This is a genomic window from Bifidobacterium panos (assembly GCF_012932445.1).
Classification (GTDB): Bacteria; Actinomycetota; Actinomycetes; order Actinomycetales; family Bifidobacteriaceae; genus Bifidobacterium; species Bifidobacterium panos.
Map to the genome: position 1 here is coordinate 1 of NZ_JAAIIJ010000013.1, position 20,105 is coordinate 20,105.

14 protein-coding genes and 5 tRNA genes are annotated in these 20,105 nt (G+C 60.7%); 13 read left to right on the forward strand and 6 right to left on the reverse strand.

Going from position 1 to position 20,105, the window contains the following annotated elements:
* The coding region (locus G1C94_RS03665) for an InlB B-repeat-containing protein (RefSeq protein ID WP_172144789.1) at positions 1-6,628 on the forward strand (6,628 nt) is incomplete at its 5' end.
* A 508-nt stretch (positions 6,629-7,136) separates the two neighbouring features.
* Entirely contained in the window at positions 7,137-7,526 is a 390-nt protein-coding gene (locus tag G1C94_RS03670) for a hypothetical protein (protein WP_172144791.1), read from the forward strand.
* 252 nt (positions 7,527-7,778) lie between these two features.
* Here the strand turns inward: G1C94_RS03670 and G1C94_RS03675 are convergent, their stop codons facing one another.
* From G1C94_RS03675 to G1C94_RS03685, 3 genes are all read right to left on the reverse strand, one after another.
* Positions 7,779-8,393, reverse strand: coding sequence for a flagella basal body P-ring formation protein FlgA (locus G1C94_RS03675; RefSeq protein ID WP_172144794.1), 615 nt, complete (start codon positions 8,391-8,393; stop codon positions 7,779-7,781).
* A gap of 159 nt (positions 8,394-8,552) precedes the next feature.
* Positions 8,553-8,732 (reverse strand): FmdB family zinc ribbon protein, encoded by a 180-nt coding sequence (locus tag G1C94_RS03680; RefSeq protein WP_172144797.1) that lies wholly within the window; start codon positions 8,730-8,732, stop codon positions 8,553-8,555.
* 49 nt (positions 8,733-8,781) lie between these two features.
* Positions 8,782-9,408 (reverse strand): 5-formyltetrahydrofolate cyclo-ligase, encoded by a 627-nt coding sequence (locus G1C94_RS03685; protein WP_172144800.1) that lies wholly within the window; start codon positions 9,406-9,408, stop codon positions 8,782-8,784.
* A 627-nt stretch (positions 9,409-10,035) separates the two neighbouring features.
* Here G1C94_RS03685 and G1C94_RS03690 point away from each other — a divergent pair.
* From G1C94_RS03690 to G1C94_RS03740, 11 genes are all read left to right on the forward strand, one after another.
* Complete coding sequence (locus tag G1C94_RS03690; RefSeq protein WP_172144803.1) at positions 10,036-10,713, forward strand: GNAT family N-acetyltransferase; 678 nt, start codon at positions 10,036-10,038, stop codon at positions 10,711-10,713.
* A gap of 82 nt (positions 10,714-10,795) precedes the next feature.
* Positions 10,796-11,872 carry a hypothetical protein gene (locus G1C94_RS03695; RefSeq protein WP_172144806.1) on the forward strand — a complete coding sequence of 359 codons (1,077 nt, stop codon included), beginning with the start codon at positions 10,796-10,798 and terminating at the stop codon, positions 11,870-11,872.
* A gap of 178 nt (positions 11,873-12,050) precedes the next feature.
* On the forward strand, positions 12,051-12,344 hold the full coding sequence (gene groES, locus G1C94_RS03700; RefSeq protein ID WP_172144809.1) for a co-chaperone GroES: 294 nt from the start codon (positions 12,051-12,053) through the stop codon (positions 12,342-12,344).
* A 256-nt stretch (positions 12,345-12,600) separates the two neighbouring features.
* A tRNA-Tyr gene (locus G1C94_RS03705) sits at positions 12,601-12,682 on the forward strand.
* Position 12,683: 1 nt separating this feature from the next.
* Positions 12,684-12,755 (forward strand) — tRNA-Thr (locus tag G1C94_RS03710).
* 4 nt (positions 12,756-12,759) lie between these two features.
* Positions 12,760-12,833: transfer RNA gene (locus tag G1C94_RS03715), tRNA-Met, on the forward strand.
* 56 nt (positions 12,834-12,889) lie between these two features.
* Entirely contained in the window at positions 12,890-13,057 is a 168-nt protein-coding gene (rpmG, locus tag G1C94_RS03720) for a 50S ribosomal protein L33 (RefSeq protein ID WP_172144812.1), read from the forward strand.
* Between the two features lie 59 nt (positions 13,058-13,116).
* On the forward strand, positions 13,117-14,301 hold the full coding sequence (locus tag G1C94_RS03725; RefSeq protein ID WP_172144815.1) for a UDP-N-acetylmuramate dehydrogenase: 1,185 nt from the start codon (positions 13,117-13,119) through the stop codon (positions 14,299-14,301).
* 92 nt (positions 14,302-14,393) lie between these two features.
* Positions 14,394-15,872 carry an amino acid permease gene (locus G1C94_RS03730; RefSeq protein WP_172144818.1) on the forward strand — a complete coding sequence of 493 codons (1,479 nt, stop codon included), beginning with the start codon at positions 14,394-14,396 and terminating at the stop codon, positions 15,870-15,872.
* A 252-nt stretch (positions 15,873-16,124) separates the two neighbouring features.
* On the forward strand, positions 16,125-16,718 hold the full coding sequence (locus G1C94_RS03735) for a type IV toxin-antitoxin system AbiEi family antitoxin domain-containing protein (protein ID WP_172144821.1): 594 nt from the start codon (positions 16,125-16,127) through the stop codon (positions 16,716-16,718).
* Entirely contained in the window at positions 16,709-17,611 is a 903-nt protein-coding gene (locus tag G1C94_RS03740) for a nucleotidyl transferase AbiEii/AbiGii toxin family protein (RefSeq protein ID WP_172144824.1), read from the forward strand. Before G1C94_RS03735 ends, G1C94_RS03740 begins: the two co-directional genes overlap by 10 nt.
* 130 nt (positions 17,612-17,741) lie before the next feature.
* Here G1C94_RS03740 and G1C94_RS03745 read toward each other — a convergent pair.
* The 3 genes from G1C94_RS03745 to G1C94_RS03755 form a co-directional block, all read right to left on the reverse strand.
* Positions 17,742-17,823: transfer RNA gene (locus G1C94_RS03745), tRNA-Leu, on the reverse strand.
* A 67-nt stretch (positions 17,824-17,890) separates the two neighbouring features.
* Positions 17,891-17,963: transfer RNA gene (locus G1C94_RS03750), tRNA-Thr, on the reverse strand.
* A 121-nt stretch (positions 17,964-18,084) separates the two neighbouring features.
* Positions 18,085-19,350: an ATP-binding protein gene (locus G1C94_RS03755; protein ID WP_172144827.1), complete on the reverse strand. Its 1,266-nt coding sequence runs from the start codon at positions 19,348-19,350 to the stop codon at positions 18,085-18,087.
* Positions 19,351-20,105 lie beyond the last annotated feature (755 nt).

The following is a 20,105-nucleotide window of genomic DNA, read 5'->3' on the forward strand; positions in this document are numbered from 1 at the left end:
CGACACCACCACGGGCACCAAGCCGGATATCACGCTTAACGAGAGCAAGAAGACCAATGTCGAGTTCGGCAGTGCGACCGAGGGCGCGTCGTACAAGCTGGGCGAGGCGACCGTCAAGGGTCCGGATACCTCGTATGTCACGGTGCAGGTTGATTCGGGGTATTTCACGCCGAGCAAGGATGTGGCTGTTCCTGCGAATGCGAAGATCGTGGATGCGTTGAATGATACGGGCGGATATGTGGCCGGCGACAAGGTGTCTTCCGATGGTAAGTATTCGTATATCACGATCAGATCGTCTGCGGAGGACGGCGCGGCGACGATTACCGCGGAGGCGTTGCAGGCGTATTTGCGTGGTTTGACGTTCACCACAAGTACCACTGCGGGCACGACGCAGAACATCACGGTGAATGCGGTGTGTGAGCCGTTGAAGGCGAAGGCCACGGACGGCAGCGGCGCGGAGTATGAAGTGACTCTGTTCAATAATCACGCTTACGTGTTCGTCCCGAAGATCGAGGATTGGAATGTTGCGGCTGGTGAGGCGAAGACTTGGGAGTTTCTTAGTCAGAAGGGTCATTTGCTGACTATCGAGTCGGCTGAGGAGCATAACCTGATTTACAACTCGTTCAAGAACCAGCCGGGTTGGATGGGTGCGACTCGTTTTACGTCTGCGGCTCGTTTGGCTGAGGCTGAGCCTGATACGTTTGATGTCACCACTGATGGGTCGTCGGATTTTGGTACGGCTTGGTATTGGGTGACGGGCCCGAGCAGGGGACAGATGATCTGGACCAACTCCACGGCGGCGAACGGTCATGCTGTCGATGGCGTATACACCAACTGGAACACTATTAGCACTACCAAAGAACCCAGCGCCTACCAAGGTCTTGAAGGTTGTGGCCAGTATGGTGCGGGAGATTACGGTCAGTGGAACGATCTGCAGAATAGCGCATCCGTATATGAGGCATATGTGGAGGATAGCCCCCTTGCTGGTTTTTATGTTGAGTTTGAGGGTTTCGATCTTGCTAAGGTTGGTTCGACAACGTCTGCTGCTGTTGAGCCTGTTAAGGTGACGTATGATTTGCCTGCGGGTGTGTCGACGTCTGATACGGTGAATCGTGCTGTGAAGGGTTCTGAGTATTCCGCGACGTTGACGGCCACGGCTGCGTCGGGCAAGTTGGCTGCGTCGTTGTTGACGGTGAAGGTCAAGGACGGCGAGGATACGAAGACCCTTACGACTGATGATTTCACGTTCAACGCGAAGACGGGCCTGTTGTCGATTCCGGGTGAGTATGTGACGGGTGATGTGTCGATTGCGGCGAATATGAAGCGTACGTTGACGTTCGTGGTCAACCCGGATTACGATCCGGAGAACCCGGATGAGAGCAAGCTGTATGGTTCGATGACGGCTCCTGATTCTGTGTTGGCGACGAATGGTTTGAAGGTGTCCGAGGGCGTCGAGGATTATGCGACGCCGACGGTGACGATGACCAAGGCTGGTACGGCCGCGGGTAAGAAGTTCGTCGGCTGGAAGGCCAAGGCGTCCACCGAGGGTGGTTCCACTGATGTGGATGGTGCTGTGTTCCCGGTTAACGCTGATACTGATACCGATGCCCTGGCTGATTTGGTGGTGACGTCTGATGTGACGTTCGAGGCGGTGTATGAGGATGCGGACAAGGTGTTGGTCCAGTTCGACTACAACGGCGGCACCTCCACCGTGGACGGCAAGTCGCGTTCGTTCGAGGTGCTGACGGGTCTGAAGGGCGCGTCGTACACCACGAGCGCGGTGGAGCCGACGAAGCCGGGTTACAAGTTCGACGGTTGGAAGGCCAGCCTCACGGGCGCGACCCTGCCGACGAAGGATGCGGCGACTGGTAAGTACACGGGTACGTATGACAAGGATGTGACGTTCACGGCCCAGTGGACTCCGGCAACGGATACCGAGGTGACGTTCTCCGCGGGCGAGGGCGATGGCAAGCACGGCGAGTTGAAGGCTGATACGCCGGCCACGCTGGTGGTCACGACCGAGCAGGCCGTGAGCAAGGGCGTTGGCAAGGATGATGGCAAGGCGTATCCTGCGACGACCGGTCCGACGGTGACGCCCGAGGCCGGCTGGCGGTTCCTGTATTGGCAGTCGAGCGTGACCGACACTGCCGGCAATACGGTGAATGGCGCGGTGTACCAGCCCGATAAGGTCGGCGCCGTTCCCGCCGAGTATGGTTTGAAGTTCACTGCGGTGTATGAGGCGTTGCCTGAGGTGACGGTGACGTTCGACTACAACGGCGGCACCGACACGGACAAGGCGGAGAAGTTGACGGTCAAGGGTCGTCAGAACACCACCGCCGCCGTGCCCGTCCCGACGCGTGAGGGTTACTCGTTCAACAGTTGGGCGTCGACCCCGTCGACCGTGGACGCGCCGACTAAGGAGGCCACGACGGTGACGTTTGTGTCGGATGCGGTGTTCACGGCCCAGTGGGACGCGTTGCCCCAGTCGGTGGCGTTCGATGCGAACGGCGGCACTTTGGACGCGGGCGTGAATGCGTCGTTGACGGTGAACACCGGCGAGAAGCTGAACACTTCGACCGAGGAGTATGTGGAGCCGACGGTGGCGGCTCCGGCTGGTAAGAAGTTCACGGGTTGGCTGTCCATCGTGACCAAGGACGGCGAGGACACGGAGGGTGCGATTTACCAGCCGTCCCAGATCGCCGGCCTGCCGGCGGAGCCTGGCCTGTGGTTCAAGGCGCAGTACGCGGATTTGCCGGATGCGGTGGTGACGTTGGATTACAACGGTGGTCATGACCAGGACGGCAAGACGACGGTGACGTTGTCGGGTACGGCGAACGGCGAGTACGACGCGGAGGCCAAGGCGAAGGTCGCGGAGAAGCCGACGCGCGCCGGCTACACGTTCGCGGGTTGGGACACGGAGCCGTCTGGCAAGTACGTGAATGTGAAGTATACGGCGCAGTGGACGGCGAATGAGAACACGGTCACGTTCAAGGATGGCGATCACGGTGCGATCGCCGCGGGCGAGACGACCAAGTACACGGTGAACACCGGCAATGCCGTGAATGGCAAGCCGGCCGCGCCGACCGCGAACGGCGGCTGGCGTTTCACTGGCTGGCTGTGCGACGAGGACGACAGGGTGTATTCGCAGGACAGCGTGGACAAGTACGTCGTCGCGGGCACGAACACGGGCGATAAGGCCGGGACGGTGTCGTTTACGGCGCAGTATGTGCCGGAGTCGAGTGTGCAGGTGTTGTACAACTACGCCGGCGGCCTGGACGCGGACAACAATTCGTCGCTGGTGTTGACGGGCCGTGACGGCCAGGGGTACACGGATGCGGATAAGGCGAAGGTTCCGTCCTCGTTGTCTCGTACGGGTTACACGTTCAAGGGCTGGGACAAGGAGTTGTCCACGACGTATAAGTCCGTGACGTATACCGCGGTGTGGGAGAGGACCGTGAACACGGTCGTGTTCGACAAGGGCGACGGCACCGGCCTGGACGGCGAGTCGACCTACCAGGTGTCTTCCGGCGACAAGGTTCCCGGCGAGCCGACGGCGACCCCTGCGGCTGGTTGGACGTTTACGGGTTGGAAGTGCGATGCGGACGATCTGGTGTATGGCAAGGACGGCGTGAAGGGCAAGTACCTGGTCACGGGCCTGCAGGATGGTTCCGCGCAGACGGTGACGTTCACGGCGCAGTATGCGAAGAATGATGGCGCGACGGTGGTGTTCAACGCCAACGGCGGCCAGGTCGCCGGCCAGTCGCTCCTGTCCGAATCCGGATTGAAGGGCGGCACCTACACGGTGCCCGCCACGGACAGCCTGTCGTGCGAGGGCTACGAGTTCGCCGGCTGGACGAACGCCGCGGGCGAGACCGTGACCCCGAGCGGTACGTACGAGTCGGACGGCGTGACCGTGTACACGGCCCAGTGGAACCCGGTGTCGCACAAGCTGACGTTCGACAAGGGCTCCAATGGCACGATCTCGGGCACCCTGTCCTACGACGGCGTGGCCACGGACGCGAAGCTGTCCGACGCCGGCGTATCGGCCCCGACCGTCACGCCGAATGCCGGGTATTCGTTCGTGGGCTGGCAGTCCGAGGAATTCGGCCTGGTCACCTCCGATCAGTTGGCCGACCTGGTCATGCCCGCCAAAGACGTGGAGATGACGGCGGTGTGGACGGCGAACGCGTTGGGTTCGGTGACGTTCGTGTTCGATGGCGGCACCGATGCGGACGGCAACCCGTCCAGGACCGTGACCGGCGCGTTGGGCACCGCGTATGAGATCCCGGCGGATCCGACGATGAAGGGTTACTCGTTCGCGGGTTGGGACACGCCCCCGAGCGGTACGTTCGACAGTCCGTCGCTGGTGGTGACGGCCACGTGGAAGCCGGCGGCGAACACGGTGTCCTTCGACAAGGGTTCGCATGGTTCGATCTCGGGCACCGACGAGTATAAGGTGACCACGGGCGCCAGGCTCACCGGCGTCAAGGCCCCGACCGTGAGCGTGGACGAGGGTTGGACGTTCGTGGGCTGGCAGTCGGACCAGTACGGCCTGAAAACCGCGGACGAACTGGCCGGTCTGACGATGGTCGCGGGCGACGTGACGTTCACCGCGCAGTACGCGCCGGCCGCCGCCAGCGTGGTGATCTTCGCCTACAACGGCGGAGTGGACACGGACAATAACGCGTCCAAGGTCCTCACCGGCGCCCTGGGCACCAAGTACACCATCCCCGCCAACCCGACGCGCACCGGCTACACGTTCACCGGCTGGGACAGGAACGTCACGGGCACGTTCGACCAGTCGATGTTGCAGGTGAACGCCACGTGGAAGGCGAACACGTACAAGATCACGTACAAGCTCGACGGCGGCACCGACCCCAAGAACCCGAGCACGTACACCTATGGTGTGGGCGCGACCCTGAAGAGCCCGACGAGGAGCGGTTATACGTTCGCGGGTTGGGTTGACCAGAAGGGCAATCCTGTCACCGGCATCGGCACTTCGGATACGGGCGACAAGACGCTGACGGCCACGTGGACGAAGAACGCCAGCACGGACGGGTTGAACCCGGACGGCGGCACGATCCCGTCCGACTGGACGGGTTCGGACGGCCAGCTGCCCATCCCCACGCGTCCCGGCTATAAGTTCGATGGCTGGTTTGACGAGGACGGCAATCAGGTGACCACCCTGAAGGATGCGGTGGGCAAGAACCTGACCGCCAAGTGGACGAAGATCGACGACGCGTTCGACCCGAACGGCGGCAAGCTCCCGTCCGACTGGACGGGCGCCGACGGCGAGCTTCCCACCCCGACGCTGCCTGGCTATAAGTTCGATGGCTGGTATGACGAGGACGGCAATCTGGTGACGACGGTGAAGGATGCGATCGGCAAGAAGCTGACCGCCCACTGGACGAAGCTGGACGACGCGTTCGACCCCCAGGGCGGCACCCTGCCTGACGATTGGACGGGTGAGGACGGCGACCTGCCCACCCCGACGCGTCCGGGTTATCGTTTCGATGGCTGGTTTGACGAGGACGGCAACAGGGTCACCACGTTGAAGGACGCCGCGGGCAAGAAGCTGACCGCGCATTGGACGAAGCTGCCGACGACGTTCGATGTGGACGGCGACGTGACCATCCCGGACGGTTGGACCGGCGAGGACGGCAAGCTGCCCGTGCCGACCAAGCCGGGTTATAAGTTCGATGGCTGGTATGACGAGGACGGCAACCCGATTACGAACGCGGAGGATGCGGCGGGCAAGACCCTGCACCCCAAGTGGACGCCGGTCGACCAGGCCTTCGACACGAATGGCGGCACCCTGCCCGATGGTTGGACCGGCGAGGATGGCAAGCTGCCCATCCCGTACAAGCCTGACTACAAGTTCGACGGCTGGTACGACCAGGACGGCAACCGCATCACCAACACCGAGGACGCCATCGGCAAGGATTTGGTTGCGAAGTGGACCGCTCTGCCTGACGGGTTCGACGCTGACGGCGGCACCCTGCCCAAGGGTTGGACCGGCCAGGACGGCAAGCTGCCGATCCCGACTAAGCCGAACTACAAGTTCGACGGCTGGTTTGACGAGGACGGCAACCAGGTCACCAGCGTGGAGGACGCGATCGGCAAGAAGCTCACCGCCAAGTGGACCAGCATGGCGGACGGGTTCGACGCCGACGGCGGCAACCTGCCCAATGGTTGGACCGGCGAGGACGGCAAGCTCCCCCTGCCGTACAAGCCCGGCTACAAGTTCGACGGCTGGTACGACGAACAGGGCAACCTCATCACCAATGTGGAGGATGCGATCGGCAAGAAGCTGCACGCCAAGTGGACCAGCGTGAACGACGCGTTCGACGCCAACGGCGGCACCCTGCCCAGTGATTGGACGGGCGAGGACGGCAAGCTGCCCGTGCCCACGCGCGACGGCTACCAGTTCGATGGCTGGTACGACGACGAGGGCAACCTCATCACCAGTGTGGAGGATGCGATCGGCAAGAAGCTGCACGCCCGCTGGAGCAAGGTCAACGCCCTGGCCTCCACCGGCGCCACCGGCCTGACCGCCGCCCTGACGGCCCTCGCCCTGGCCGCTACCGGCTTCGCCGCTAGCGCCCTGCGCCGCCGCCGCTCCCACTAAACCGGATCGGGTCGGGCTCAACCGCCCGGCCACCGGCCGGACCGGCCTAACTGACCGGCTCCGGCCACCGGCTGGACCGGGCTAGCGCCCGGTCCACCAACCGGTTGACGGTTTCCGAAAGGCGGGGGACATGGGGCTCGCGCCCCGCGTCCCCCGCCTTTCCTCATTCCCCCAATCCCGGTTTTGCGTCCCTTGGCCCCGCTGGACGAAGAGCCCTGTGGGCTCTTCGTGGCAGCGAGCAGCGATAGCGTCGCGAGCGTCGCATAAGACGTCGGGGGCTGTCGGCCGCGGCCGACTGGGGGTGGTGCGGGCGTGGTCACGTGACTGGCGTGACCACCCCCAGTCGCGCATCCGCGCGACAGCCCCCGCCTGCGGGGGCCTGTAGATTCCCGTGTTTGGTGTCGCGCGCTCTTCAAAGCAGCGAGCGGCGACAGCATCGCGAGCCTCGCACAAGACAGCGGGGGCCTCAGATTTTCAGTTCCCTGCGTATCAGGAAGGACGGCCGGCAATGAGTGAGTCGCAGGTGTTTACGTCGGGTCAGCGGGCGTATTTGTCGTCGTTGGCTGCGGTGGATATGGTGGACGCGTCCTCGCGTATCCATTACGCGGATTGGTTTCGTATCGAGTGCATGCGCCGTTATAGGGAGGGTGAGAAGCCGGTGGACCTGTTCCGCCAGGCCGGCCTTGATCCCAAGCTCGTGGGCCATAAGCGCATCGAGCGCGCCTTCGCCCGCTGGAAGCGCTCTCCCGAACCACTCCATCCCAAGCCGCCCACGCCCAAATCCCGCGACACCGTCGATCCATACGATCCGCGCGACCCCCGCGACCGTCTCATCGCCGCCCAAGCTTTACGTATTCAACAGCTAGAAGAGGAAATCCGCTTCCTCAAGCGAGCATAACCGCGCTACTCTCAAGCGCGCATAAACACGCTACCCCCAAGCGCACATAGACGCGTTACCCTCAAACAGACATAAGCAAAGTTTTTTGGGCTCGGCTGTTACCGTGTGAGACGTAAGACTTGGCCTACCGGCCCGGAGGGTGTCGAACACGGCAACAGCCGAGCCCCAAGCACGGGCTTCGCTTATCTGAACGTGCTTTCCCGTTGATTTACCGGTATGGTCCTGAAAACGAGCTGGTTTGGGGTCGCGTAATTATTGATGTACGGCGATGATGGCGCCTAATTCCGCCGCCTCCATCACTTTGAGCGCGGCATCAGGAGCCAACGCGACCGATAGATGCGCGCCGGAATCGTCGTCCGTAGCGCCCATCACCAATGCCGTATCAGCCAGAGTGCACACGCCGGACATTTCCTCACAGCCCACCGACGACATCAATGACACAGTGTCGCCCACACGCAAAGCGGTCACGCCGTTAGCCACCGTCACGTCAAGCACGGTGTGGCCGGACGGCACCACCGGTGCGTCCCGCGCATTGGTGGGGAACAGAGGCTGGTTGGCGTCGATGTCGATCTGCGCGATCTTGCCCGCGGCCTCTTCGCTGGACCGCAACGCATCACGAGTGATGGCCGAACTGGGAACCTCCATCGCGGCAACGTCTTGGGCGCGGATGGTCGCCCCGCGCTTGATGGCGTGCGCGGCCACGATCACCGTGGTGGTGCGTTGCGAGGATGTCAGCACAGACAAGGTGACCAGCACGCTCAGGCAGGCGAACACGGCCACACCTATGCGCCCCAGCCGCGCGCGTTGACGGCGGCCGGCCAACGTGGGGCTGGCGAGTTGCGCCCAAGGCAAGCTGATCTTCTTCATATCGTCCATGCTTGAACGGCATGGAGCCGGAGCGCAAGTCCGCCAGACAATTGTGGATAGAGCCCCCGGATTTCTTCACATATAGGACATCCGTGACTTTACAAGCTGGACGCGCTACCTTAACTTTTCAGCTTTCGCTGGCGCGCGACACGCGTCATATCACTTCTTATCGGTGCGATAGAAGCCGGAACCCTTAAACTCGATCGGCACTGCGGAGAATACCTTACGCACCTGCTGCTCGTGGCACTCGGGGCACACGGTGATGGGTTCGTCGTCGAACGATTGATGCTCGGTGAAGTCATATCCGCAGGACTTACAGCGATAATGGTAGGTGGGCATGCGTTCCTCCCGCAAAAGACGTCTTACTCAGGTTGCAACCGTTCATATCCTAATCATTGGCCTGACAGTCGCGCGCTGGCGGGGTCGCGCGTTTCAGGGGTCGGTACCCCTCGGGGCTCAGCACTCCGTCGACCGGCAGGTCGTGCGTTTCGTGCGGCAAGGGTGCCGGGCTGATTTCCCAAGGCCAGCACACCGCAATCACCGGGGCATTCGCCGCACGGTGCATCAGCGCGCGGTCGTACCATCCGCCGCCGCGCCCCAGCCGCGTGCCGCATTCGTCCACCATCAGCGCCGGCAGGATAATCATGCGCGCCCGTTGCAATATTTCAGGCGACAGAACATCGCCAGCGGGCTCCTGAAGCCGGCGTTCGCCGCAATCCGCCAAGGCCATGTCCGCGCCGCGCAACTCGCCCCAGCCGACATCCATACCGCCGCCCAGCCGGGGCACCAGCACGCGGTAGCTTTCGCGCAACAGCGCCGCAAGCAGTGGGCGCGTTTCGGTTTCCGAGCCCACCGAAACGTAGGCGGCCACCATGCCGCCGTGTTCCGGCAATGGCAATTCGTGCAGGTGATTGGCGATTTGTGCGCCGGCGCGCGTTCGCTCTTCGGCCGCAACCAGCTTGCGTCGCGCAATGGCCGCGCGCCGCAGCTCCTGCTTGCTTTCGGCTGGTTCCATGCCGGCCACCTTACCCGTTACCGTTCGGTCACAGCCGCGTCCGGTCTGTCACGTGGACACTGAAGCTACGCAACCCAATACCAATCAGTCACAAAACTGTCCGATTGGTAATGGAGCCGCATTACTCGTTACCAATCAGTCATAAAACTGTCCGATTGGTCACGGGAGCAATCACATCCGTTACGAATCGGTCACAAGACTGTCCGATTGGTAACGAGGGCTGCATCATCCGTTACCAATCAGTCACGAAACTGTCCGATTGGTAACGAGGGCTGCATCACATCATCCGTTACGAATCGGTCACAAGACTGTCCGATTGGTAATGGAGCCGCATTACCCGTTACGAATCAGACGCAAAACTGTCCGATTGGTATTGAGGACTGCATCATCCGTTACGAATCAGACGCAAGACTGTCCGATTGGTAACGAGGGCCGCATCATCCGTTACGAATCAGACGCAAGACTGTCCGATTGGTAACGAGGGCCGCATCGTCCAAATACCAATCAGTCATAAGACTGTCCGATTGGTATTGAGGACTGCATCATCCGTTACGAATCAGACGCAAAACTGTCCGATTGGTATTGAGCAAGAACAGGCAAGTGGGGCGAAGGTGGCACAATGGGGGCATGTCAGTCTTCCAGACCATTCGCAACGCTTTCAGCTCAACGAATCCCTCCAACCCCAACGCCATCCGAGTGCCCCTCACCCTTCACGCACCCGCTGGCGGCGTGCCGATCACACTGCGAACCATGAGCCTCGAAGACGCCGCAACATGGAACGACCTGTATTCCCAAAACAGCGATTGGCTCAAACCCTGGGCCTCGGGCGACCCCATGCACGGCCCCTCCTTCACGTTCAACCAGTGGGTGCAACGCCAGCGGCGCGACGAGCAGCAGGGCACGGGCGTGATATTCCTCATCGAATATCAGATGCGCGTCGTGGGCAAAATCTCACTCGGCGCAATCGCATACGGCTCGATGCGCACCGGCGTGGTCGGCTATTGGGTTGCGCAGGAGGTCGCCGGCCGGGGCATCGCGCCGATGGCACTCGCCATGCTCGCCGATTGGGCGATCGCCGATCCGACCGGCCCCAAGTTGCACCGGCTGGAAATCGCCATCTTGCCCAACAACGAGCGTTCGCTTGCCGTGGTGCGCAAGGTCGGCGCCCGCCACGAGGGTCCGAGGCCCGGCTACATATATGTCGACGGCCAGTGGCGCACACATGAGACCTTCAGTCTGCTCGCTGAGGATATGGGGCAGGGGTTCGCGGCGCGTCTCATATCCCGGCTGTCCCGACTGTCCTGACTATCCCGACGGTCCTGGCTATCCCGACACGCCCGTGAGGAAACCACGAGAATATGACGATTCTCACCTATTCTTGACAGTTATGGGATACGACTCACTAAGCACCATCATCGTGCTGGTGATTGTGCTCATGGGAATCGCGGTTTGGTTGCCCGCGCGCACGCGTAAAGGTATGAAATGGACGCAGGAGCATCGTGCGGACAAATATTCCACGTCGTTGCATCTGGTGGATGAACACAGTGGAACGCGATTCAGCGACGGCGATACCCGGATGGAGGGGATAGTGATGCAGTCGAACGTGGGACATATCAGCGCACAGCGCGTCGCTGAAGTGCGTCGTTTGCGCCATGAGGCCATTCGTCGTCGTCGTTTCATCGCCATCTCGCTGGCCGTTATCACCGTGCTGGTTTTGGTGTGCGCGTTTGTCTTTCATTTCAGCCCGTGGTTCGCGCTTATTCCCGCCGTTTTGCTGGGTGCCGTGCTTGCGTTGGGTGCTCGCGCCGCGAAACATGCCCGCGAGTGGGAGCGCAAGGTCGCGCTCGACGCGAAGCGTTCTGCCGCCGCAGCCGTGCCGTCAGGGGCGAAGCCGGCCGCTATTGAACGTGGGGAACAGCGGCCAGTTGCTGCGCGTGAAAAAAAGCCAGCTGCTCACACTCCTGAGGAACCCGATACGGAAGTGATGGAGCAGCGTGAGATTCACACTGCGTTGCGCAAGGCGCAGATTGAGAAGCGCGAGGCTTTCGAGCGGCGCGGCAAGGTCGAGCAAGCCAGCGAGCCGTCCGAAGCGGATGCTCAATCGTCTGTGTCTTCTGTGTCCTCTGTATCATCATCATCACCATCTCCCGCAACGCCCGACGCCGCCGCCTCCCCCGAGCAGGATCTCATTTCGTTCTCGCTGGGCAGTTCCGACAGCGAGGCGGCCGCTCCGGAAAGTCTGGAGATCAAGTCCACCCGCCAGGTCGCCAAGGCCGAGCCGGTCGATACTGTCGAGCATGAGATGCTGTCCGCCGAGGCCAAGGTGGAAACGGAGCCGGGCGACCCCGCGGAGGTCGAGGCATTCCATCTGACGGAACGTCAGGCCGAGGTCACCGCGCCCGCGGCCACTTCCGATTCGCTCGGCATCGGCTTGGAAGCGATTCTCACACGCCGTAAGGCATAGTAAGGCATAGGAATCGAGCCGATTTCACTCACAGCGTTAGCACTCAAGTTGGCAGAGTGCTAATAATCGCGCTACCATGTGACCTAGTGCCTCAGGGCCGCTTGGGTGTTCGTCAGCCTCCCGGGTTCGCTCCGTGGCGCAGACACATTAGCAACTATCGAATACGAGGTGACCCACAGTGTCGATTAAGCTCACACCGTTGGAAGACAAGATTATCGTCAAGCAGGCCGAGGCCGAGACCCAGACCGCTTCCGGCCTGTACATTCCCGACAACGCCAAGGAAAAGCCGCAGCAGGGTGAAGTGCTGGCCGTTGGCCCGGGCCGTCGTGACGACAACGGCGAACGCATCCCGATGGACGTCAAGGTTGGCGACAAGGTGCTGTATTCCAAGTACGGCGGCACCGAAGTGCGCTACGAGGGTGAGGACTATCTGATCGTCGCCGCTCGCGACGTGCTGGCCATTCTCGGCTGATAGCCGATATAGCCGATATATAGGCATTCACTATCTCGACTATTTCAAGCCCCGCAAGCCTCGTGCTGCGGGGTTTGTTGCGTGTGTGCGCAATATGTGCGCAATGTGCGTGCGTATGCCGTCGTCGTATGGAATATGCGTATGCGGCCGAATATGCCGACACCGGCGGTGTGTCGTGAACTTGCGAAAGTCCCCCGTCCGTGGCAAACTAGCCAAGTTGCCCGTTCTGACCCGTTCAAAACGTGCGGCGAGACTTGGCGGATTTCCCAAGCGGTCAAAGGGACCTGACTGTAAATCAGGCGCTTCGTGCTTCAGTGGTTCGAATCCACTATCCGCCACGCCCCGATAGCTCAGTGGTAGAGCACTTCCTTGGTAAGGAAGAGGTCGTGAGTCCAATTCTCACTCGGGGCTCTCTGGCGGGGTAGCTCAGCTGGCTAGAGCGTACGACTCATAATCGTAAGGTCAAGAGTTCGAGCCTCTTCCTCGCTACGAATTGCGCCCGTCGCCCGGCGGGCGCACCTTAAGACTATTAGAGGTGAATGAACATGGCTAAGAGCGCCGACATCCGTCCCGGCATCACGATGGCATGCACCGAGTGCAAGGAGCGTAACTACATCACGACGAAGAATCGTCGCAACACTCCGGATCGTCTCGAACTTAAGAAGTTCTGCGCTCGCTGCGGCAAGCAGACCGTGCACCGCGAGACTCGCTGAGTGCCTCACATGTGCAAGACCCGGCCTTCAAGGTCGGGTCTTTTTGTAAGCTTGAAGCCATGACTTCTTTCGCGGATATCACCACCATCGGGGTCGGTGGCGAGATTGATCGTTTCGTTGAACCCACCACGCGCGTCGGGGTCATCGAGGCCGTCGAGGGCGCGGATGCCACGGGGCTGCCATTGTGCGTGATTGGCGGGGGCTCCAACCTGCTCGTTGCCGACGAGCCGTTCCATGGCGTGGTGGTGCGTGACGCGCGCCGTCAAATCACCGTGCCCGACGAGGCCGCGCCCGTCGAGGGGAACGAGCGCACCGTGCATGTCAACGCCGAGGCCGGCTGCAATTGGGATGATTTCGTCGCGTTCACCGTGCGGCTCGGGCTGGAAGGCGTCGAGGGGCTGTCCGGCATTCCCGGCACGGTGGGTGCCTCGGTGGTGCAGAATATTGGGGCATACGGCCAGGAGGTCGCCACTTCGGTCGCGTCCGTGGAGGTTTGGGACCGCAAGGCCAAGCGGACTCGCGAACTGGCGCCCGCCGATCTTCGGTTCGGCTATCGCATGAGCGCGCTCAAGGCCAGCATGTATGCCGCCCCCGCCACGCCGGCCGCCGAGTTCTTCCCCACACCGCGCTATGTGGTGCTGTCCGTCACGTTCCGTTTGCGGCACAGCGTGACCGGCACGGTTGGCTACGGCCAGCTCGCCAAGGCGCTGGGCGTCGAGGTGGGGCAGCGCATCGCAACCGAGGAGATTCGCGCCGCGGTGCTCAAGGTGCGTGCCGCCAAGGGCATGTTGGAAGATGCCATGCGCTACGACAATCCGGCGATGGCTGGCACCAAGCGCGCCGAACTGGTCGAGATCGCCCAGTGCGCCCAGCAAGGCGAGCCGGATGCCAACCGTCACAGTTGCGGCAGCTTCTTCATGAACCCGATTCTTGGGGTCGATCAGGCGGCCAGACTGCCGCAGGATGCCCCGCGTTTCGAAGCGAAACGACCTGACGGCACCCCCGGAGTCAAAACCTCCGCCGCATGGCTGATCGATCACGCCGGATTCCATAAGGGATTCAAGACCAGCGCCCACGCCCAAGCCGGCCTGTCCACACTGCACACGCTGGCGCTGACCAACAGGGCGGGTGCCAAAGCCGCCGACGTGCAGGCGCTGGCACAAGCCGTCCAGAGCGGCGTCGAGGCGGCGTTCGGGGTGCGCTTGGTTCCCGAGCCGGTCGTCGTCGGTCTCGACTTGCGCTGAGCCGCGGTTCAACATGCGTCAGGGTGAAACCGGCCGCAGCCCCGCTATGCTAGGACATAAGACAATCATTCGCACGCCGTGAAGGGATTCCCATGAACGTATTGCGCACCAAGTCCGTCGAGCAGACCCTGGCGGAAACCGGCGAGGAAGGGCATTCGCTCAAACGCAACCTCACTTGGTGGGATTTGGCGATTATGGGCGTGGCCGTCGCGGTGGGGGCGGGCATCTTCTCCGTCGGCGCGCAGGCCGCGGCGTTCCATGCCGGCCCGGCCGTCATTATCAGCTTTCTGATCGCCGGCGTGGTGTGCGGCGCGGCCGTGATGTGTTACGCCGAGTTCGCTTCGATGATTCCGGTGGCCGGTTCCGCCTACACGTTCACCTACACCACCGTCGGTGAAATCGTGGCCTGGGTGATCGGTTGGGATCTCATTCTGGAGATGCTGATGGCCGGTTCGGTGATCAGCAAGTACTGGGGCGTCTATCTGAACGATTTCATGAGGCTTGTGGGGTTGGATTTCAACACCAATCTGACGTTCGGTTCGTTCCACCTGGATATCGCGCCCATTATCATCGTCGCGTTCTTCACCGTCCTGCTGGTGTTCGGCACCAAGATCGGCGCGCGCGTGGACGGCGCAATGACGGTGCTCAAAATCGCGATTGTGCTGTTCGTGGTGATCGTCGGCTTCTTCTATGTCAAGGCTTCCAATTTCACGCCGTTCATCCCGCCGAGCGAACCTGCCGAGTCGGGTTCGTCCGCCGTAATGATGCAACCGCTGTGGCAGTGGGTCACCGGCATGGCGCCCAGCACATACGGCATCACCGGCATCATATCCGGCGCGGCGCTGGTGTTCTTCGCGTTCATCGGCTTCGACGTGGTGGCCACCGTTTCCGAGGAGACGAAGGACCCCAAGCGCAACGTGCCGCTGGGCATCGGCGTGGGCATGGCCTTGATCATCGTGATGTATATGCTGGTGGCCATCGTCACCACCGGCATGGTTTCCTACAAGGAGCTCGCCAAGCAGGACAGCCCGTCGCTGTCGACGGCGTTCGAGCTGGTCGGCGCGGATTGGGCGGCGAAGATCATCAGCTTCGGCATCGTGCTGGGCTTGGCCACCGTGGTGATGGTATTGTTGCTGGGCTTGACCCGCGTGGTGTTCGCCATGAGCCGTGATGGCCTGTTGCCGCGCGGCCTGTCGCGCACCGGCAAGCACGGCACGCCGGCGGGCTTGCAGATCGCGGTCGGCGTCGTGGTGGCGCTGGTTGCCGCCTGTTTTGACATCGGTGTGCTTTCCGACATGGTGAACATCGGCACGCTGTCCGCGTTCACGCTGGTGGCCATCTCTGTGCCCATCATGCGCAGGAAGCGCCCCGATCTGCCGCGGGCCTTCAGGATTCCCGGCAATCCGTGGGTTCCGTTGCTGATTGCGGCGGCCAACCTGTGGCTCATGCTCAACCTGACGGTGCTCACCTGGATTCGTTTCGTCGTGTGGCTGCTCGTCGGCTTCGCCATCTATTTCGCCTATGGCTACAATCACGCCCGCCTAGGCACCGGCGAACTGGACGAATCATAAAACCAAACGAACCCTCACCACTTGGGCGAAACCAACGGCGATAACTCCAGAAGGCTGGAACGTTGCGGTTCCAGCGAATTGGCCGTCGTGGGATTGTCCGTAGTTGCTCAATGGTTGAGGACTGTTTGTTTTCGCGGTACGCACACAGGACGGAAGGTTTATCAGACTGAATGAAAACTGACACAATGCGTTATTGAACTATACAATTTTGATATAATATTTGTATAGTTCAGTAACGAGGGAGGCGATCGTATGACGGACGAGACGCGAGAGCTTTTCGGTAGGCACAACGGGATACTCAAAACCTCCGAGCTTCACGACGCGGGCTACCATTACCAAAAGATACAGGCGTTGTGCGAAGCCAACGAAATCGAGCCCATACGCAGGGGCTATTACCGCTACATTGACGAGAACTCATACTCGGACATCCCCGTTCTCGCCGCGCTGTTCCCCGATGGCGTGCTTTGCTTGGAGAGCGCGTTGGATTATTATGGGTACGTTGACAGGACCCCGAGCGCGTGGCATATCGCGGTCGAGGGCACGACGGCGCGCACGCGTTTCAACGTCGATTGCGTCAGGGTCAAGCCCCATTTCGTTGTTGCGGCGAAGTTCTTGGTCGGGATGGAAACCGTTGAAATCGACGGCTGTCGCATCAGAATATACAACCGTGAAAGAACCATGTGTGACCTGCTGTCCCACCGCAACAAAGTGGACGCGGAAACCTACGCGAAGGCGGTCCAACGGTATGTTGACGACCCTGAAAAGGATGTTGCGCGGCTGATGAAATACGCCAAACGTTTGCATGTGGAGAGGAAAGCAAGGGAGGTGCTCGGCGCATGGCTCTAAGCAACATAACCGCCTCGGTGCTTGACCGGCTGAGGAATCAGGCGAAACAGACAGACCTGCCGTTCCAGTTGGTTCTTCAGCTTTTTGCGCAAGAGGAGTTCCTGAGAAAACTCTCGCAATCCAAGCACAACGAGAAGTTCGTGCTCAAGGGCGGCATGTTCATTTACACGCTCACGGCGTATGAGTCAAGGCCCACCCGCGACGTTGACCTCATGGTCAGGGGCTTGAACAACGACCTCGAGGCCCTGGGGAAGGTCGTTCGTGAGATTTGCGCGGTCGATACGGGGAACGGCTACATCGTCATCGAGGTTCTGAAGGTTGCGCGAATCGGCAGAAGAAAGGAATATCCGGGCGCGGCGGTGTCGTTGATCGCCCGAATCGGCAAAGTCAAGGTTCCGTTCTCGGTGGATATAGCGGTGGATGATGCCGTGGTTCCGGCACCCGAGAAGCGGATGATCGCGACAAGGCTCCCCGGCTTCACGGCACCCGAGATATACACATATTCGTTGGAGAGCGTCGTTGCGGAGAAACTGGACGCGATTCTGGAGCGGATGTCCGGCACAAGCAGGATGAAGGACTTCTTCGACATCTACTATCTGTCGGAAACGTTCGATTTCGACGGCGCCGTCCTGAAAGAAGCCATCAAAACGACGACGGAACACCGGCACCGCAATACGCCAGCCGAAGCGTTTAACGATATTAAAGACTTCACCGGGAACGATTATCTGCTTAGGCAATGGTCGAACTACGAGCCAGCGCGGCAAGCATCTCTGGGATTCGACGCTGTGATCAGAAGATTGATTGTTTTCCTAGAGCCGGTATACGCGGCTGTATTACGGGGCGAAATTTTCGACCGGCATTGGGACAACGTGCAAGCACGCTGGCAAGTCTGATTGCTGTGGGCGTCGTTCGACGCGTTGAAAATAGCGTGTCTTGTGTATTGTTCCCGAAATGTTCCCAAACGGCCTAAGGAACAGTGGCGCGAAGGCGCGATTTTGTTGCTATATCGCCGTTTTCTAGCGGTGCGCGAGATGGGACTTGAACCCACACGTCTTGCGACACAGGAACCTAAATCCTGCGCGTCTACCAATTTCGCCACTCGCGCGGTGCTGTGGGCGGGAAAGCCGCCCGATAGCAAAAACCCCGGGGCGGCGAGCCGTCCCAGGGAGGCGAGCCACTTGTCAGAATCGAACTGACGACCTGCTCATTACGAGTGAGCCGCTCTACCGACTGAGCTAAAGTGGCGTTGCTGGTGGGACGCATTCGCGACCCACGCACAAGTATGAAAGTGTAATGCATCCCCCGGATTTATCCAACCGCGCCCGTGTCTCGCGCGTCGCACCCTGCCTATCGTGTCTATTCTTGTCTATTTTGTCGCGGCAAAAGCGGCCGGATCCCACAGCGCCGTGACCGGTATGGCCCACAGATTATCCGACCATTTCATCACCCGGGAACCGGTGTAGACGAGATATCCGCGCTCAAAGCGCGCGTCCTCGGCCAATGCCGCGAGACCTTTGAAATCCTCGCGGCTGACACTTCCAGCGGACTTGACCTCCACTCCCACCAAACGGTTGCGGCTCAGCATCACCAAATCGACTTCCTTGGGTGCGCGCCCAGCCTGCCTCCAATAGAAGCAATCGGGATGCACCCGCGACCACTGCACCGCGGGGACGATCTGGTTGGCCACGAACGATTCAAGCGTATTACCGTATGCCACCGCGTCTTTCATGGGATCCTCGCCCTTGGAAAGCATGGTCTGCACGCTCAGCGAAGTGTCCACCGGGTGAATCTTCGCGCGTGCGAACGTCTGGCGGTTCGGAGCCGTCTTGAGATTCGGCAGATCGTGAACGAGAAAGCGGCGCATGAAAATGCTCACGTACCGTTCCACCGTTCTGCGGTCCAACGCCAGGGCGTTCCCAAGAGCGCTGGAGTTCAGGATGCCGCCCGGCACGCACAGCAGCCGGTCGAGAATGGTCTGCGCGGTCGCCATGTCGAGCTTTTCGCCGGGCAGAATCGTGTTTCCCAGCATCGTGCGAATGTTGTTGGAGATCAGGCGCTCGCGCTCCCATTCCTCATATTCTCGATACTGTGTTGCATATCCGGGCAAGCCGCCGGCGGTCATCAGCTCAAGCAACTGCGCACGGGACAGGCTCTCCTTATAGGAGACGTTCGGCTCCGCTTCAAACAGATCGTCCACGAGACTGCCTGGGGTTCCTTGGATCTCGCGTTGGGTCAGGGGGCTCATGGTGTATCGCTGAACACGCCGAGCCAGAGGGTTCTGCCCGCTCAGACCCCCGCGGTTGATAATCGCACTGCCCGTCAGCACAACATACAAGCGACCGGAGGGCAGGGCGTCGACCATCTCCTTGATGGCCAGAGGGAGATCGGCGACGCGCTGCGCCTCATCGATCACCACGGGGAGCTGCAGCCCGGAGAGCCAGTTGTGAAGATCCGTTCTGGCCTGTTCGTAGGTGTTCTGATCCGCAAAGGTTTCATAGGCAAATCCTTGCGGCACCAGTTGACGTTGCGCCATCATCGTTTTGCCCACCGCACGTGCGCCTTCGAGAATCGCCACCTTGCGTTTCGACTTCAGCAGTGAGTTCGCCAAAGGGCGTGAGATGTACTCTGTCATGTGGTTCAGTATACGCAAAAATGCAATTTTTGTACATCCGATGTATAAAAATTTATACATTGCATGTACAAAAATTTATACATGCGATGTACAAAAAATTGCGATATCACTGACGATGACGAACAGCCCAGTGGACGAACAGCCCAGTGGGCTGTTCGTTTCGATATCAACGGACGGCGCCGTTTTGCGTGGTAGATCGTTCCCGTGTCCTTAGACCCTTGCCGACGCTGCGAACTCGTTCCCTGCGTCTCTCAAGTCACAGTGTGCGTTGCTATATTCTCGGTCTATCTCAAGTTGCAGTGCCCATTTTTCCCGTTCTCAGTGTGCGTTTTGCTGTTCTGTTTTGGTTTGCGTGTTGTTTGACCTGTTCCGGTGTTTGCGGCGGATGTTGCCGTGTTCGACACCCTCCGGGCCGGTAGGCCAAGTCTTACGTCTCACACGGCAACATCCGCCTAGGGCATTCTGGCGTAACCGGTTTGTTTCGTCCTTGTTGTTCCGGTGAGTGTGCTCCGTCTCTTGTCATTTCGAGCGGAGCGGTAGCGGAGTCGAGAAATCTCGCCCCGGAAGGGGCGGTGAGCGTGCTGCCGGTGTGCGTGCTGACTCGGGGGAATGGTTGCCCCCTTGGTTTTGTTGCGGGTGTGTGTTTTGGGTGGGGCGGGCTTCGGTTTGAGTCCTGTTTTTCCGCGGGGTTGCGCGGTTTTTGGGTGGTTGGTTTGGCGGTGATTGGGGTGCGCTGTAGGGGGTCAGTTTTGTCC

Excerpts from the sequence above, each read along its gene's own strand:
- G1C94_RS03695 (WP_172144806.1), top strand. The coding sequence starts at position 10,796 with ATGGGATACGACTCACTAAGCACCATCATCGTGCTGGTGATTGTGCTC.
- G1C94_RS03755 (WP_172144827.1), bottom strand. The coding sequence starts at position 19,350 with ATGACAGAGTACATCTCACGCCCTTTGGCGAACTCACTGCTGAAGTCG.
- G1C94_RS03680 (WP_172144797.1), bottom strand. The coding sequence starts at position 8,732 with ATGCCCACCTACCATTATCGCTGTAAGTCCTGCGGATATGACTTCACC.
- G1C94_RS03730 (WP_172144818.1), top strand. The coding sequence starts at position 14,394 with ATGAACGTATTGCGCACCAAGTCCGTCGAGCAGACCCTGGCGGAAACC.
- G1C94_RS03670 (WP_172144791.1), top strand. The coding sequence starts at position 7,137 with ATGAGTGAGTCGCAGGTGTTTACGTCGGGTCAGCGGGCGTATTTGTCG.
- G1C94_RS03740 (WP_172144824.1), top strand. The coding sequence starts at position 16,709 with ATGGCTCTAAGCAACATAACCGCCTCGGTGCTTGACCGGCTGAGGAAT.
- G1C94_RS03675 (WP_172144794.1), bottom strand. The coding sequence starts at position 8,393 with ATGAAGAAGATCAGCTTGCCTTGGGCGCAACTCGCCAGCCCCACGTTG.
- G1C94_RS03685 (WP_172144800.1), bottom strand. The coding sequence starts at position 9,408 with ATGGAACCAGCCGAAAGCAAGCAGGAGCTGCGGCGCGCGGCCATTGCG.
- G1C94_RS03690 (WP_172144803.1), top strand. The coding sequence starts at position 10,036 with ATGTCAGTCTTCCAGACCATTCGCAACGCTTTCAGCTCAACGAATCCC.
- rpmG (WP_172144812.1), top strand. The coding sequence starts at position 12,890 with ATGGCTAAGAGCGCCGACATCCGTCCCGGCATCACGATGGCATGCACC.
- G1C94_RS03725 (WP_172144815.1), top strand. The coding sequence starts at position 13,117 with ATGACTTCTTTCGCGGATATCACCACCATCGGGGTCGGTGGCGAGATT.
- G1C94_RS03735 (WP_172144821.1), top strand. The coding sequence starts at position 16,125 with ATGACGGACGAGACGCGAGAGCTTTTCGGTAGGCACAACGGGATACTC.